This window comes from Enterobacter cloacae complex sp. XAL002 (genome assembly GCF_049236805.1).
Lineage (GTDB): Bacteria > Pseudomonadota > Gammaproteobacteria > Enterobacterales > Enterobacteriaceae > Enterobacter > Enterobacter intestinihominis.
In genome coordinates this window covers 53,507-68,642 of sequence record NZ_JBMKJN010000007.1, presented here as the reverse complement: position 1 = coordinate 68,642, position 15,136 = coordinate 53,507, and the positions used below count along the sequence as shown (strand labels likewise).

Here is a 15,136-nt window from a genome sequence, read left to right as displayed (position 1 = left end):
TTAGTTCAAAAGGCCAGCCCTCGCGGCTGGCCTTTTTTTTACTGCTGCCCTCCGACCTTCGCCAGACTAAACCAGATCCCGATCGCCAGAATCATCAGCATGGCTCCCGCACTGCCCAGGGCCACGCTGTGCGAGGTGATGAACGCGGTTTTCGCCGCCGTCATCACCGGCTCGGCCAGTGACGGCGTCAGCTCCTGCGCGACCTTCATCGCTTCACCGATGGACGACGAGGCTTTATCGGTCAGCGACGCGCTCAGCCCCTGCGGCAGTACAATTGACGCCGAAAAGCTGCGGGTTAACAACAGACCGAAAATGGCGATCCCGAGACCAGCGCCCAGCTCGTAGGACATGGTTTCGATCGCGCCTGCCGCGGCCGCTTTCTCTTTCGGCGCGGCAGCCATGATCGCTGACGTCGATGCCAGCAGTGCGCTGGCGGCACTGAAGCCCAGCAGCACCATCAGGCTCCACGCCTGCCACTGTTGGGTGCTGAAATCGAGCGTCGACAGGCCGATAAAACTGATCGCGCTTAGCCCCATGCCTCCGGCCGCGACAATGCGCAGCCCCAGACGCCCGACCAGCACACCCGCGATCGGCCCGCTAAATCCGCTCGCCACCATCACCGGCAGCATAAATATCCCTGCTTCAAACGGCGTAAAACCATGCACGAACTGCAACTCCTGCGCCATCAGCAGTTCAAAGCCCACCAGCGCAATCATGGCGGTCATCGCCATGACCACGCCGCTTAAAATAATGCGATGGCAAAACAGACGCATGTCTATCATTGGCACGCGCGCGCGCAGCTGGATACGGACGAAAATAAACAGCATCACCGCCCCGGTAAGCAGCGTAGAGGCCACCATCCACGGCGACAGCACCCCTTTCAGGGCGGTTTTGGCGCTGTAGACCAGCAGTAAAATGGCGACAATCAGCATAATGGCATGGCTGATATTGAGCGGCTGCTCGGGCCGACCCTGCTGAGCAGGCACAAAGCGCGCAGCAAGCGAAACCACGATCAGCACGATCGGCACGTTAATCAGGAAGACCGAACCCCAGTAAAAGTGCTCCAGCAGCATGCCGCCAATCAGCGGGCCAAACGCCGCGCCGCCCGACCCAACGGCAGCCCAGACGCCAAGGGCGATGTTACGGTGCCGCACGTCAATAAACAGCGTGCGGATCCCTGCAAGCGTAGCCGGAATGATCATCGCCGCGCCAATCGCCAGCGACGCGCGGGCGGCAATCAGCCAGCCCGCGGACGGCGCAAAAGCCGCCGCTAACGATGACAGGCCAAACAGCACGCTGCCGATCATCAGCAGGCGCTTAAAACCGATGCGATCGCCCAGCGCGCCCATCGGCAGCACCATCCCCGCCATCACCAGCGAGTAAATATCAATAATCCACAGCAATTCGTTGCCGCTGGCACCCAGCGTCATGCTCAATGTTGGCGCCGCCACGTGCAGCACCGTCGCGTCAATCGCCACCGGGATATACACCAGCACGATAATCACTAACGCTAACCACTGACGAAACATAAATTTCCTTTTCATTTAAAAACTGGACACATGTCCAGATTGCGATCCTACGTAAAGTTGAACACTTGTCCAGCTCTTTGTTACACTCGTTTCGTTGCCATTGAGAGTGAGAAATTATGCGTTATCTGAGCAAGGACGAGCGGCGGGAAGAGATCCTACAGGCCGCAATGCGCGTGGCGCTGACCGAAGGATTCGCTGCGATGACCGTGCGCCGAATCGCTACCGAAGCGGGCGTCGCCACCGGGCAGGTGCATCACCACTTTGCGTCGGCGGGCGAGCTTAAATCGCTGGCGTTTGTCAGGCTGATCCGCGATTTGCTGGATGCTGAAATCGTTGGCGAAAACGCAGGCTGGCGCGAGCGCCTGCATGCCATGCTCGGCAGCGATGACGGCGGGTTTGAGCCCTACATTCGGCTGTGGCGGGAGGCGCAAATTCTCGCCAGCCGGGATAGCGATATCAAAGGCGCCTACGTTTTGACCATGGAGATGTGGCACCAGGAAACGGTCGCAATTATCCGCGCCGGTGCGGAGGCCAACGCCTTTACGCTTGCTGATCAGCCGGAAAATATCGCCTGGCGTTTAATTGGTCTGGTATGTGGCCTGGATGGCATATACGTCTTAAATATGCCTGAAATGGACGACGCGGCATTTAATAAGCATCTGGATAAACTTATCTCCCTCGAATTGTTTTAATACTCCCATCGGAGTATTAATTTCCGCAAAGAGTTACAATTAGTAACACATAAAGCGAACCCTGATTCCCATTCCAAACTCAGGGATTCGCTTTTTTATCTATCCTTTCAGATGTATCCCATAACATCCTATAAATTTCATACGCCACTGACAGGTATCTTTCTGTTTTTCCTTCTTTTTTCTCTCCACTTCGGTAAGCAAGAGGGTGATATGTCACATCAAAGCGAGAAGAGTAATCAGCATCTGTTGAGTAACTGGAAACCGGAAAACGCGCAATTTTGGGAGAATAAAGGGAAACATATCGCACGAAGAAACCTGTGGATTTCCGTGGCATGTTTGCTTCTGGCGTTTTGCGTCTGGATGTTGTTTAGCGCTATTGCGGTAAATCTTAATAAGGTCGGATTTAATTTCAGCACCGATCAGCTTTTTATGCTAACGGCATTACCTTCTCTCTCCGGCGCGATATTGCGTGTCCCCTACTCTTTTATGGTGCCGATATTTGGCGGACGTTACTGGACCGTGTTAAGCACCGTTATCCTGGTCGTACCCTGTGTCTGGCTTGGGATCGCCATTCAGAATACCGCCACGCCCTATTGGATCTTCATCATCATCGCGCTGCTGTGCGGTTTTGCCGGTGCCAACTTCGCTTCCAGCATGGGAAACATCAGCTTCTTCTTCCCGAAAGCCAGACAGGGCAGCGCACTGGGCATTAACGGCGGGCTGGGTAACCTGGGCGTGAGTGTGATGCAGCTGGTTGCGCCGCTGGTGATTTTCCTGCCGATGTTTACCTTCCTCGGCGTGCACGGCGTACCGCAGGAGGATGGCTCGACGATGTGGCTGGCGAACGCGGCGTGGATCTGGGCGCCGCTGCTGATTCTGGCCACCATTGCGGCGTTTTTTGGCATGAATGACATCGCCAGCTCGAAAGCGTCCATTGCCAGCCAGCTTCCGGTGCTTAAGCGCTTTCATCTCTGGCTGCTGAGCCTGCTTTATCTGGCAACCTTCGGCTCGTTTATCGGTTTCTCGGCAGGCTTTGCCATGCTGTCGAAAACCCAGTTTCCGGACGTTAATATCCTCCACCTCGCCTTCTTTGGCCCACTGATTGGCGCCCTGGCGCGTTCGGCTGGCGGGATGATTTCAGACAGGCTGGGCGGTGTAAGGGTGACGCTGATCAACTTCGTCTTTATGGCCATCTTTAGCGCCCTGATTTTCCTGACGCTCCCCGGGTCTGGTTCAGGTAGCTTTATCGCCTTCTATCTGGTCTTTATGGGCCTGTTTCTGACCGCAGGCCTGGGTAGCGGCTCGACCTTCCAGATGATCGCGATTATCTTTCGCCAAATCACCCTCGACCGCGTGAAAAAACAGGGCGGGAGCGATGAACAGGCACAGCATGAAGCGGTGACCGAAACGGCTGCGGCGCTGGGCTTTATCTCTGCCATCGGTGCGGTGGGCGGGTTCTTTATTCCCAAAGCCTTTGGCACCTCCCTGGCGATGACCGGTTCCCCGGTGGGCGCCATGAAAGTCTTCCTCGTGTTTTACATCGTCTGCGTGCTCGTCACCTGGCTGGTGTACGGCCGCAAATCCTCACAAAAATAATAACTACCTCTTCGCCGGAGCGTGATGCCTCACCCTCCGGCCATGTTATCGAAGCAGGAGAAATGTCATGAGCAAACTGTTGGACCGCTTCCGTTACTTCAAAACAAAAGGCGACAGTTTCGCCGATGGGCACGGCCAGGTGTACCACACCAACCGCGACTGGGAGGACAGCTACCGTCAGCGCTGGCAGTTCGACAAGATTGTGCGATCCACCCACGGCGTTAACTGCACCGGCTCCTGTAGCTGGAAGATTTATGTCAAAAATGGCCTGGTGACATGGGAAACCCAGCAGACCGACTACCCGCGTACCCGCCCCGACCTGCCTAACCACGAACCGCGCGGCTGCCCGCGTGGCGCAAGCTACTCCTGGTATCTCTACAGCGCCAACCGTCTCAAGTACCCGCTGGTACGCCGCAGGCTGATCGAACTCTGGCGCGAGGCGCTGGCGCAGCATACCGATCCAGTGCTGGCCTGGGATGCCATTCAGAACGATCCACAGAAAGCGCAAAGCTACAGAAAGGCGCGCGGTAAAGGCGGGTTTATCCGCTCAAACTGGAAAGAGCTTAACCAGCTGATTGCTGCCGCCAACGTCTGGACCATCAAAAATTACGGCCCGGATCGGGTAGCCGGTTTTTCCCCCATCCCGGCCATGTCGATGGTCTCTTATGCCGCCGGTACGCGCTATCTCTCCCTGCTCGGCGGCACCTGCCTGAGCTTCTATGACTGGTACTGCGATTTGCCTCCGGCATCGCCGATGACCTGGGGCGAGCAGACCGACGTGCCGGAATCGGCGGACTGGTACAACTCCAGCTATATCATTGCCTGGGGCTCGAACGTGCCGCAGACGCGTACCCCGGACGCCCACTTCTTTACCGAAGTGCGTTACAAAGGCACCAAGACCGTCGCCATTACGCCGGACTTCTCGGAGGTGGCGAAGCTCAGCGACCAGTGGCTGGCCCCCAAACAGGGTACCGACAGTGCCCTCGCCATGGCGATGGGGCATGTGATCCTCAAAGAGTTCCACCTTGATAACCCGAGCGATTACTTCCTCAACTATTGCCGCCGCTACACCGACATGCCGATGCTGGTCCTGCTGGATGAACAGGCTGACGGTCGCGTGGTGCCGGGCCGCATGCTGCGCGCGTCGGATCTGGCCGACGGTCTGGGTGAAACCAATAATCCGGAGTGGAAAACCATCGCCTTTGACGTCGCCGGAAATCTGGTGGCGCCGAACGGCTCTATCGGTTTCCGCTGGGGCGAAAAAGGCAAATGGAACCTGGAGTCGCTGGCCGCGGGACAGGAGACCGAGCTGACGCTTTCCCTGCTCATCACCCACGACAGTGTGGCAGACGTGGCCTTCCCTTACTTCGGGGGCAACGAGAACCCGCATTTCCGCAGCGTGAAGCAGGAGCCGGTGCTGACGCGCCGCGTACCGAGTAAAACCCTGACGCGGGCCGACGGTAGCCAGAGACGCGTGGTCAGCGTGTACGATCTGGTCCTCGCAAACTACGGCCTCGATCGCGGTCTGGAAGACAGTAACGCGGCGGCAAACTACGCCGAGATCAAAGCCTACACCCCGGCCTGGGGCGAACAAATTACCGGCGTCCCCGCTTACCTGATAGAAAAAATCGCCCGTGAATTTGCCGACACGGCGCACAAAACCCATGGTCGTTCGATGATCATCCTCGGGGCCGGTGTGAACCACTGGTACCACATGGACATGAACTACCGCGGGATGATCAACATGCTGGTCTTCTGCGGCTGCGTCGGGCAAAGCGGCGGCGGCTGGTCGCACTATGTCGGCCAGGAGAAACTGCGTCCGCAAACCGGCTGGCTGCCGCTGGCCTTCGCGCTGGACTGGAACCGTCCGCCGCGCCAGATGAACAGCACCTCTTACTTCTACAACCACGCCAGCCAGTGGCGCTATGAGAAGCTCACCGCACAGGAGCTGCTTTCTCCTCTTGCAGACGCGTCGAAATTCACCGGACATCTGATTGATTTCAACGTCCGCGCCGAGCGCATGGGCTGGCTCCCTTCCGCGCCGCAGCTCAACCTCAACCCGCTGCACGTTAAGGCCCGTGCCGACGCCGCCGGAATGTCGCCGCAGGATTACACCGTGCAGGCGTTAAAATCGGGCGATATTCGCTTCGCCTGCGAACAGCCGGACAACGGCAAGAACCACCCGCGCAACCTGTTTGTCTGGCGTTCTAACCTGCTTGGCTCGTCCGGAAAAGGCCATGAGTACATGCTCAAATACCTGCTTGGCACCGAGAGCGGGATTCAGGGCGAGGATTTAGGCTCAACGGATGATGTCAAACCTGAAGAGGTGGAATGGCAAACCGCCGCCATTGAGGGCAAGCTGGATCTGCTGGTGACGCTCGATTTCCGTATGTCCAGCACCTGCCTGTTCTCCGATATCGTCCTGCCGACCGCCACCTGGTATGAAAAAGACGATATGAACACCTCGGACATGCATCCGTTTATTCACCCGCTCTCTGCCGCCGTTGACCCCGCGTGGGAGTCCCGCAGCGACTGGGAGATCTACAAAGGCATCGCCAAAGTCTTCTCTGAAGTGTGCGTCGGGCATCTCGGCACCGAAACTGACGTGGTGCTACAGCCGCTACAGCATGACTCCCCGGGGGAACTGTCGCAGCCTTTTGATATTCTGGACTGGCGCAAAGGCGAGTGCGATCTCATCCCCGGTAAAACCGCGCCAAACATTGCGGTCGTCGAGCGCAACTATCCGGAAACCTACGAGCGCTTCACTTCTCTCGGTCCGCTACTGGACAAGCTCGGCAACGGCGGAAAAGGCATATCGTGGAACACGCAAAACGAAGTCGATTTCCTCGGCAAGCTCAATTACGTCAAGCTCGACGGCCCGGCCAAAGGCCGACCACGCATTGAAACCGCCATTGATGCTTCAGAGGTGATCCTCGCTCTTGCGCCGGAAACCAACGGTCAGGTCGCGGTCAAAGCCTGGGAGGCCCTCGGCGAACTGACCGGGCGCGATCACACCCATCTGGCGCTGAACAAAGAAGACGAGAAAATTCGCTTCCGCGATATTCAGGCGCAGCCGCGCAAAATTATCTCCAGCCCAACGTGGTCCGGCCTTGAGAGCGAGCATGTCTCGTATAACGCAGGCTATACCAACGTTCACGAGCTGATCCCGTGGCGCACGATTTCCGGCCGCCAGCAGCTGTATCAGGATCACACCTGGATGCGCGCCTTCGGTGAAAGTCTGGTGGCCTATCGTCCACCGATTGATACCCGCAGCGTCACCCACATGCGCGAGATCCCGCCGAACGGCTTCCCGGAAAAAGCGCTTAACTTCCTGACGCCGCACCAGAAATGGGGCATTCACTCCACCTACAGCGAAAACCTGCTGATGCAGACCCTGTCACGCGGGGGGCCAATCGTCTGGATCAGCGAAACCGACGCGCGCGAGCTGGGGATTGAGGACAACGACTGGATCGAAGCCTTCAACGCCAACGGCGCCCTCACCGCCCGCGCGGTGGTTAGCCAGCGCGTGCCGCCGGGCATGACCATGATGTACCACGCTCAGGAGCGCATTCTGAACATTCCGGGGTCAGAAGTGACCGGACGGCGCGGCGGGATCCACAACTCGGTCACCCGCGTCTGTCCGAAACCGACCCACATGATTGGCGGCTACGCGCAGCTGGCGTACAGCTTTAACTATTACGGCACCGTCGGCTCGAATCGCGACGAGTTCATTATGATCCGCAAAATGAAAAACATTAACTGGCTGGACGGCGAAGGTCGGGATCAGGTTCAGGAGGCGAAAAAATGAAAATACGCTCACAGGTTGGCATGGTACTGAATCTCGATAAATGCATTGGCTGCCACACCTGCTCGGTCACCTGTAAGAACGTCTGGACCGGGCGCGAAGGGATGGAGTATGCGTGGTTTAATAACGTCGAAACCAAACCGGGTATCGGCTATCCGAAAAACTGGGAAGATCAGGATGAGTGGCAAGGCGGATGGATCCGCAGTATTCACGGCAAGCTGACCCCGCGCCTCGGCGGAAAAATGGGCGTCCTGTCGAAAATTTTCGCCAACCCCGTGTTGCCGCAGATTGACGATTACTATGAACCTTTCACCTTCGATTACCAGGATCTTCACCGCGCCCCGGAGGGGGATCACCTCCCTACCGCCCGCCCCCGCTCGCTGATTGACGGTAAGCGGATGGATAAGATCGTCTGGGGACCAAACTGGGAGGAGCTGCTGGGCGGCGAGTTCGAAAAACGCGCCCGCGATCGAAACTTTCAGAAGATCCAGAAAGAGATGTACGGTCAGTTCGAAAACACCTTCATGATGTACCTGCCGCGCCTGTGCGAGCATTGCCTCAACCCGAGTTGCGTTGCCACCTGCCCGAGCGGTGCGATTTACAAACGCGAAGAGGACGGCATTGTGCTGATCGACCAGGACAAATGCCGCGGCTGGCGACTGTGCATCAGCGGCTGTCCGTACAAGAAAATCTACTTCAACTGGAAAAGCGGCAAGTCAGAGAAGTGCATCTTCTGCTATCCGCGCATCGAGTCCGGCCAGCCGACCGTCTGCTCAGAAACCTGCGTTGGACGCATCCGCTACCTTGGCGTGCTGTTGTATGACGCGGACCGTATTGAAGAGGCGGCCAGCACCGAGCATGAAACCGATCTGTATGAGCGCCAGTGCGACGTGTTCCTTAACCCGAACGATCCGGCGGTGATTGAAGAAGCCCTGAAGCAGGGCATCCCGCAGAACGTCATCGACGCAGCGCAGCGTTCCCCGGTTTACAAAATGGCGATGGACTGGAAGCTCGCCCTGCCGCTGCATCCGGAATACCGCACCCTGCCGATGGTCTGGTATGTGCCGCCGCTGTCACCGATTCAGTCCTACGCGGACGCGGGTGGTCTGCCGCAGAGCGACGGTGTACTGCCTGCGGTCGAAAGCCTGCGCATCCCGGTGCAATACCTGGCAAATATGCTCAGCGCGGGCGATACCGGCCCGGTGCTGCGCGCTCTGAAGCGCATGATGGCGATGCGCCACTACAAACGCTCCCAGACCGTGGAAGGCGTGACCGATACCCGCGCCATTGAGGAAGTGGGCCTGACCGAAGCGCAGGTTGAGGAGATGTACCGCTATCTGGCCATCGCTAACTACGAAGACCGCTTCGTGATCCCGACCAGCCACCGCGAAATGGCGCGCGACGCCTTCCCGGAGAAAAACGGCTGCGGCTTCACCTTCGGTGACGGCTGTCACGGCTCCGACACCAGGTTCAACCTCTTCAACAGCAGCCGCATCGACGCGATCAACATTACCGAGGTGCGCGATCACGGGGAGGGAGAATAATGCAGATCCTTAAAATCATCGCGCTACTGATTGAGTATCCCGATGAGCTGCTTTGGGATAACCGTGAAGAAGCGCTTTCCCTGGTGGAACAGGATGCGCCCATGCTACTGCCGTTTGCGCAGCAGCACCTGAGCGCCCCGCTGCTGGATAAGCAGGCCGAATGGTGTGAAGTTTTCGAGCGGGGGCGCGCGACTTCACTACTGCTGTTCGAGCACGTTCACGCCGAGTCCCGCGATCGCGGTCAGGCGATGGTCGACCTGATGAGCCAGTATGAGAAAGCCGGGCTGGAGCTGGATTGCCGCGAGCTGCCGGACTATCTGCCGCTCTATCTGGAATATCTCAGTATCGTCAGCGACGACGAGGCGCGTGAAGGGCTGCAAAACGTCGCGCCTATACTGGCGCTGATTGGAGGCCGCCTGAAACAGCGCGAGGTAGCGCATTACCAGCTGTTTGACGCCCTGCTGTCGCTGGCGGAAACACGGCTTTCCAGCGACAGCGTGGCGAAACAGGTATCCGGTGAAAAACGTGATGATACCCGTCAGGCGCTGGACGCCGTGTGGGAAGAGGAACAGGTCAAGTTTATCGAAGACAACGCCACATCGTGCGACAGTTCGCCGATGCAGCAATATCAACGACGCTTTAGCCAGGACGTCGCGCCGCAGTACGTGGACGTCAGCGCCGGAGGCCCAAAATGACTCATTACCTGAACGTGTTTTTCTATGACATTTATCCGTACATCTGCGCCACCGTCTTCTTCCTCGGCAGTTGGTTGCGCTACGACTATGGGCAGTACACCTGGCGGGCGTCATCAAGCCAGATGCTCAGCAAGCGCGGGATGAACTGGGCTTCGAACCTGTTTCATATTGGGATTCTGGGGATCTTCTTCGGGCACCTGTTCGGCATGTTAACCCCGCACTGGATGTACGCCTGGTTTTTACCCGTCGCGGTTAAACAGCAGTTAGCCATGATTGCGGGAGGTATTTGCGGGGTGCTGACGCTGATCGGTGGGTCGATGCTTTTGATCCGTCGCCTGTTCAACCAGCGGGTGCGCGCCACGTCCACCACGCCGGATATTATCATCATGAGTATCCTGCTGCTTCAGTGCATCCTTGGGCTGTCGACCATTCCTTTCTCCGCTCAGTACCCTGACGGAAGCGAGATGATGAAGCTGGTCGGCTGGGCGCAGGGGATCGTCACGTTTAAGGGCGGCTCGTCGGAAATGCTGAGCGGCGTCGCGCCGATCTTCCGCGTGCATCTGGTGCTGGGGATGACGATCTTCCTCATCTTCCCGTTCACCCGCCTGGTGCACGTGTGGAGCGCGCCGTTTGAGTACTTCACGCGTCGGTATCAGGTGGTGAGATCGCGCCGTTGATTTGTCGGGTGGCGGCTACGCCTTACCCGACCTACGTTCACACGCCCGTAGGCCCGGTAAGGCGTAGTCGCCACCGGGCTATTTCCCTGCCTGCGGATGCGTATCAAACCCTGCCATTACTGCCGTCAGCTCTGCCAGTGTAAAGCCGTGCTTCGGGTCATCAACGCCCAGGCCAAACCGCTCCTGCATCAGCTTATATAGCGCCTCCGCATCCGGCAAATGGATCTGCTCCTCCACATGACCGTTCTGCCAGTGGGTAAAATTAAAGTTGGTCAGCGTCAGCTTGCCCCCGTCCGGCAGATGGCGACACATCAGCAGGTGATGACGAAAATGGGACTGAGGCCAGTGCGCCGACCAGAAGTTACCCATCACGTAATCGTTGAAGTACTGCGTCCCCAGGTCAAATTGGTACATTGACTGCCAGTGCTCGTGATGGCGGAATTGCAGTACCCAGTCGTCACCCTCGCTCAGCAAACGATAACTCCCGTGCGGGGTTTTCTGCTCCTCGTTGGCGATCAAACGAATCGGCGCCGTCAGCGTTTGTCCGCCAAATCCCACATCGGCGATCCAGCGCTCGCCGTTCAGCTCAACCAGCAGCAACCGGTGCGTGCGCGGCGGCATCTGCGACGGATTCGCCAGCACAACCCGCCCCAGCACGCTGCGTACCGTAAACCCAACTTCGCGCAACACCCGCTCAAACAGGCCATTTTGCTCGAAGCAATATCCCCCCCGACGCGCGGTGACCAGTTTATCCACCAGACACCCGTCGTCCAAATGGATTTCCCGCGGCAAAACGACGTCAATATTTTCATAAGGGATCGCGCAGTTATGGTGTAAATGGAGCCCCCGCAGGGTATCGATATTAACCTGTACGGGCTGCTGCCAGCCCGTGCGGGCAAAATAAGCACTCAGAAATGGGGACATGATATGCTCCATGATGTGATATCCCCTGTTTATAAACTATTTTCCCTTATGCATATGCGCAAAAGTGCTTTTTCGGCATACTCATCGTGTACATGAGGAGATCCTATGAGCCACTTTCGTCCTGTTGAATTACGTCATGCCAGCCGTCTTCTGAATCACGGTCCAACCGTGCTCATCACCAGCCGGGATGAGACCATCGATCGTCGCAACGTCATGGCCGCCGCATGGTCTATGCCGGTGGAATTTGAACCCCCGCGTATCGCGATCGTGGTAGACAAAAGCGCGTGGTCACGGGAGTTGATCGAACGCAGCGGGAAATTCGGCATTGTGATCCCCGGCGTGGCGGCAGCCAACTGGACCTGGGCGGTCGGCAGCGTCAGCGGGCGCGACGAGGATAAATTTAACTGCTACGGGATCCCGGTTATTCATGGCCCTGAGCTTGGTCTGCCGGTTATAGAAGAGAAATGTCTGGCGTGGATGGAGTGTCGGTTATTACCTGTCACTTCTGCGGCCGAGAAATATGACACCCTGTTTGGCGAAGTGGTTTCCGCCGCGGCAGATGAACGCGCATTTGTCTCCGGACGCTGGCAGTTTGACGGGGATAAGCTGAATACGCTGCATCATCTGGGGGCCGGGACGTTTGTGACGAGTGGGAAGATGGTGAAGGCGCTGGATTGATTTTTTAATTATACCCATCTGAATTATATAAAATTTTTATGGCATTTTATGTTTATCATAACGATGTTAAACGGAGGATATTTCAGAAGCTGTTGCATAAACAATCTTTCGTAAAGGAAATATCCATGTCATGGAACAAAGATGGCGCAATATCATATGCGAAATCACACGCGCAACCCAGCAGCACGGGTTATTGTGCTCGTTACGTAACAGAAGCGATCAGAGCGGGTGGTCGATTAAAAATCCCCAACACGCGTCTGGCAAAAGATAAGGGGCGCACATTAGTCAATGCAGGCTTACCGCAACATACAACCTCATTACGAACTGTTCAGGCATGGTTAATGAAACCACTCTACTTTTTACTTTTCGCCCTGTCTCCGCTCGCGGCCGCAGAAAACATTTATGCACCGGGTCAGGCGGCGCTTAAATTCAATCAATGGTATATAGCGCAGTTAGATCAGAACAAACCGCCCGTACTCAATCCAGACATTATGAACGAGTACGTAGCCTCAGGGACCATTGCAGCAATTAAAGAAATGTACTCTGGCGACAGTAACGACAAAGATATGCCCGATGCGGATATGTTTATCAAAGCGCAGGACTGGGATGATGACTGGAATCAGATAACCGTCTTACATTCTGATTTTGACGCCGTTTGCACAAACGTCTATGTCGCATTTGGTAAGAAGCAAGATCATGTTATTGCAGATTGTCTCGTTGAAGAGCAAGGAAAATGGAAAGTGCGCTCAGCGACGCTAATTAAGTAACAGGCATAAACTCCCTGTCGTAATAATAAAAACACATGGTAGCCAAATGACTACCATGTGCAATTAATTAACTCTTCACGCGCTTCGCAATAATCTCATCCGCCACATTCCGCGGAGCTTCCGCAAAATGATGGAACTCCATCGTATACGTCGCGCGCCCCTGGGACATCGAGCGCAGCGTGGTGGCGTAGCCAAACATTTCAGCCAGCGGGACGTCAGCGCGAATAATCTGGCTGCCGTACTGCTCTGCCATCCCCTGCACCATGCCGCGGCGGGAGGAGAGATCGCCCATAATGTTCCCGGCATACTCTTCCGGCGTTTCCACCTCAACGTGCATCACCGGCTCAAGAATAACCGGATCCGCCCGCCGCGCGCCCTCTTTGAAGCCGAGGATCGCCGCCATGCGGAAGGCCATCTCCGAGGAGTCAACGTCATGGTAGGAACCAAACGTCAGGGTCGCTTTCACATCGACAACCGGATAGCCCGCCAGCACCCCCGTATTCATGGCTTCTCTCAAGCCTTTTTCCACCGACGGGATGTACTCCCGTGGCACTACCCCGCCTTTGGTGGCATCTTCAAACACAAAACCACTTCCGGCTGCTATCGGCTCCAGACTCAGGACCACATGACCGTACTGCCCTTTCCCGCCGGACTGTCGGACAAATTTACCTTCAATATCCTTCACCGCTTTACGCAGGGTTTCACGGTAGGTGACCTGCGGACGACCAATGTTTGCCTCAACGCCAAACTCACGCTTCATGCGGTCAACGATGATTTCGAGATGCAGTTCGCCCATCCCGGAGATAATGGTCTGACCGGACTCTTCGTCCGTGTGCAGACGGAAAGACGGATCCTCCGCCGCCAGGCGCTGTAGGGCGATCCCCATTTTCTCCTGATCGGCCTTGGTTTTCGGCTCAATCGCCAGCGAAATAACCGGGTCCGGGAACTCCATCCGTTCAAGGGTGATCACCGCATTCGGGTCGGTCAGCGTGTCACCGGTGGTGACGTCTTTCAGCCCGACACAGGCTGCGATATCCCCTGTGCGCAGCTCGTCCACCTCATGGCGGTCGTTGGCATGCATCAGCACGATGCGCCCGATTCGCTCTTTTTTGCCCTTTACCGGGTTATAAACCGCGTCGCCTTTGCGCAGTATGCCGGAATAGACACGAATAAAGGTCAACTGTCCGACGTACGGATCGCTCATCAGCTTGAAGGCCAGCGCAGAAAATGGTTCATCATCGCTTGGGTGGCGCTCAGCGTGCTGTCCGTCTTCGTCTACCCCATCAATAGCGGGCACGTCCAGTGGAGACGGCATCAATTCAATCACCGCGTCGAGCATGCGCTGCACACCCTTGTTCTTGAAAGCGCTGCCGCACAGCATGGGCTGTATTTCACCGGAGATCGTCCGGATCCGTAACCCTTTGATGATTTCCGCCTCATCCAGTTCGCCCGTCTCAAGGTACTTATCCATAAGCTCATCGCTGGCTTCTGCCGCAGACGAGACCATTTTTTCTCGCCACGTCTGCGCGGTGCTCAGCAGATCGTCGGGCACCGGCGCGTAGGTGAACGCCATGCCCTGGGTCGCATCATCCCAAAGAATGGTGCGCATCTTGATGAGATCAACCACGCCGGTGAAGTGTTCCTCTGCGCCCACGGGGATCACAATCGGGACCGGATTAGCTTTCAGCCGCTCCTGCATCATCCGCACCACGCGGAAGAAATCCGCACCCGGGCGGTCCATTTTGTTGACGAATGCCAGACGCGGGACGTGATATTTATTCGCCTGACGCCAGACGGTTTCCGACTGCGGCTGCACGCCGCCGACGGAGTCATAAACCATCACCGCGCCGTCGAGCACACGCATGGAACGTTCCACCTCAATGGTGAAATCCACATGCCCGGGGGTGTCGATAATATTGATGCGGTGCGGTTCAAAGCCTCTGTCCATGCCGGGCCAAAAACAGCTCACCGCCGCCGACGTAATGGTGATCCCGCGCTCCTGCTCCTGCGCCATCCAGTCGGTGGTTGCCGCGCCATCGTGTACTTCACCCAGCTTGTGGCTCATCCCGGTGTAAAACAGGATGCGCTCAGTGGTGGTTGTTTTGCCCGCATCGATATGCGCGGAGATACCGATGTTGCGATAACGTTCGAGTGGAATGGGTCGGGGCATGATATTTCCTTACGTCTTCATGACGGGTTTGTGACGACCAGGATAGTCGCGTGTTTGTT

Annotated in this window: 11 protein-coding genes; 8 read left to right on the top strand and 3 right to left on the bottom strand. The window is 56.9% G+C overall.

The window, feature by feature from the left end:
- Nucleotides 1-38: 38 nt before the first annotated feature.
- The gene (locus tag ACOT0L_RS08615; protein WP_023306260.1) at nt 39-1,529 is read right to left on the bottom strand and encodes an MFS transporter; all 1,491 of its coding nucleotides are present in this window, start codon (nt 1,527-1,529) and stop codon (nt 39-41) included.
- Between the two features lie 116 nt (nt 1,530-1,645).
- On the opposite strand from ACOT0L_RS08615, the gene ACOT0L_RS08610 reads away from it, so the two are divergent.
- The 6 genes from ACOT0L_RS08610 to narI all read left to right on the top strand — a co-directional run bounded on the left by ACOT0L_RS08610 (nt 1,646) and on the right by narI (nt 10,538).
- Nucleotides 1,646-2,221 (top strand): TetR family transcriptional regulator, encoded by a 576-nt coding sequence (locus tag ACOT0L_RS08610; protein ID WP_015570471.1) that lies wholly within the window; start codon nt 1,646-1,648, stop codon nt 2,219-2,221.
- 210 nt (nt 2,222-2,431) lie between these two features.
- Nucleotides 2,432-3,817: a NarK family nitrate/nitrite MFS transporter gene (locus ACOT0L_RS08605; RefSeq protein ID WP_058646716.1), complete on the top strand. Its 1,386-nt coding sequence runs from the start codon at nt 2,432-2,434 to the stop codon at nt 3,815-3,817.
- A gap of 67 nt (nt 3,818-3,884) precedes the next feature.
- A complete protein-coding gene (locus ACOT0L_RS08600; RefSeq protein ID WP_421637255.1) occupies nt 3,885-7,625 on the top strand; it encodes a nitrate reductase subunit alpha in 3,741 nt (1,246 codons plus the stop codon).
- Nucleotides 7,622-9,166: a nitrate reductase subunit beta gene (gene narH / locus ACOT0L_RS08595; RefSeq protein ID WP_023306263.1), complete on the top strand. Its 1,545-nt coding sequence runs from the start codon at nt 7,622-7,624 to the stop codon at nt 9,164-9,166. The genes ACOT0L_RS08600 and narH overlap by 4 nt, the downstream gene beginning before the upstream one ends.
- On the top strand, nt 9,166-9,861 hold the full coding sequence (gene narW / locus ACOT0L_RS08590; RefSeq protein ID WP_022648213.1) for a nitrate reductase molybdenum cofactor assembly chaperone: 696 nt from the start codon (nt 9,166-9,168) through the stop codon (nt 9,859-9,861). Before narH ends, narW begins: the two co-directional genes overlap by 1 nt.
- Nucleotides 9,858-10,538, top strand: coding sequence for a respiratory nitrate reductase subunit gamma (gene narI, locus ACOT0L_RS08585; protein WP_022648214.1), 681 nt, complete (start codon nt 9,858-9,860; stop codon nt 10,536-10,538). The genes narW and narI overlap by 4 nt, the downstream gene beginning before the upstream one ends.
- A gap of 78 nt (nt 10,539-10,616) precedes the next feature.
- On the opposite strand, the gene nhoA is transcribed toward narI, so the two are convergent.
- Nucleotides 10,617-11,462, bottom strand: a complete 846-nt coding sequence (nhoA, locus tag ACOT0L_RS08580; protein WP_126502983.1) for an N-hydroxyarylamine O-acetyltransferase — start codon at nt 11,460-11,462, stop codon at nt 10,617-10,619.
- A 105-nt stretch (nt 11,463-11,567) separates the two neighbouring features.
- Between nhoA and ACOT0L_RS08575 the strand changes: the two genes are divergently transcribed.
- Both ACOT0L_RS08575 and ACOT0L_RS08570 read left to right on the top strand, forming a co-directional pair.
- Entirely contained in the window at nt 11,568-12,140 is a 573-nt protein-coding gene (locus ACOT0L_RS08575; protein WP_045622528.1) for a flavin reductase family protein, read from the top strand.
- A 341-nt stretch (nt 12,141-12,481) separates the two neighbouring features.
- Nucleotides 12,482-12,907 (top strand): DUF3828 domain-containing protein, encoded by a 426-nt coding sequence (locus ACOT0L_RS08570; protein WP_003857021.1) that lies wholly within the window; start codon nt 12,482-12,484, stop codon nt 12,905-12,907.
- A gap of 67 nt (nt 12,908-12,974) precedes the next feature.
- On the opposite strand, the gene fusA is transcribed toward ACOT0L_RS08570, so the two are convergent.
- Nucleotides 12,975-15,077 (bottom strand): elongation factor G, encoded by a 2,103-nt coding sequence (gene fusA / locus ACOT0L_RS08565; protein ID WP_063853470.1) that lies wholly within the window; start codon nt 15,075-15,077, stop codon nt 12,975-12,977.
- Between the last annotated feature and the right edge of the window lie 59 nt (nt 15,078-15,136).

Excerpts from the sequence above, each read along its gene's own strand:
- ACOT0L_RS08615 (WP_023306260.1), bottom strand. The coding sequence starts at position 1,529 with ATGTTTCGTCAGTGGTTAGCGTTAGTGATTATCGTGCTGGTGTATATC.
- ACOT0L_RS08600 (WP_421637255.1), top strand. The coding sequence starts at position 3,885 with ATGAGCAAACTGTTGGACCGCTTCCGTTACTTCAAAACAAAAGGCGAC.
- narW (WP_022648213.1), top strand. The coding sequence starts at position 9,166 with ATGCAGATCCTTAAAATCATCGCGCTACTGATTGAGTATCCCGATGAG.
- ACOT0L_RS08610 (WP_015570471.1), top strand. The coding sequence starts at position 1,646 with ATGCGTTATCTGAGCAAGGACGAGCGGCGGGAAGAGATCCTACAGGCC.
- narH (WP_023306263.1), top strand. The coding sequence starts at position 7,622 with ATGAAAATACGCTCACAGGTTGGCATGGTACTGAATCTCGATAAATGC.
- narI (WP_022648214.1), top strand. The coding sequence starts at position 9,858 with ATGACTCATTACCTGAACGTGTTTTTCTATGACATTTATCCGTACATC.
- nhoA (WP_126502983.1), bottom strand. The coding sequence starts at position 11,462 with ATGTCCCCATTTCTGAGTGCTTATTTTGCCCGCACGGGCTGGCAGCAG.
- ACOT0L_RS08575 (WP_045622528.1), top strand. The coding sequence starts at position 11,568 with ATGAGCCACTTTCGTCCTGTTGAATTACGTCATGCCAGCCGTCTTCTG.
- fusA (WP_063853470.1), bottom strand. The coding sequence starts at position 15,077 with ATGCCCCGACCCATTCCACTCGAACGTTATCGCAACATCGGTATCTCC.
- ACOT0L_RS08605 (WP_058646716.1), top strand. The coding sequence starts at position 2,432 with ATGTCACATCAAAGCGAGAAGAGTAATCAGCATCTGTTGAGTAACTGG.
- ACOT0L_RS08570 (WP_003857021.1), top strand. The coding sequence starts at position 12,482 with ATGAAACCACTCTACTTTTTACTTTTCGCCCTGTCTCCGCTCGCGGCC.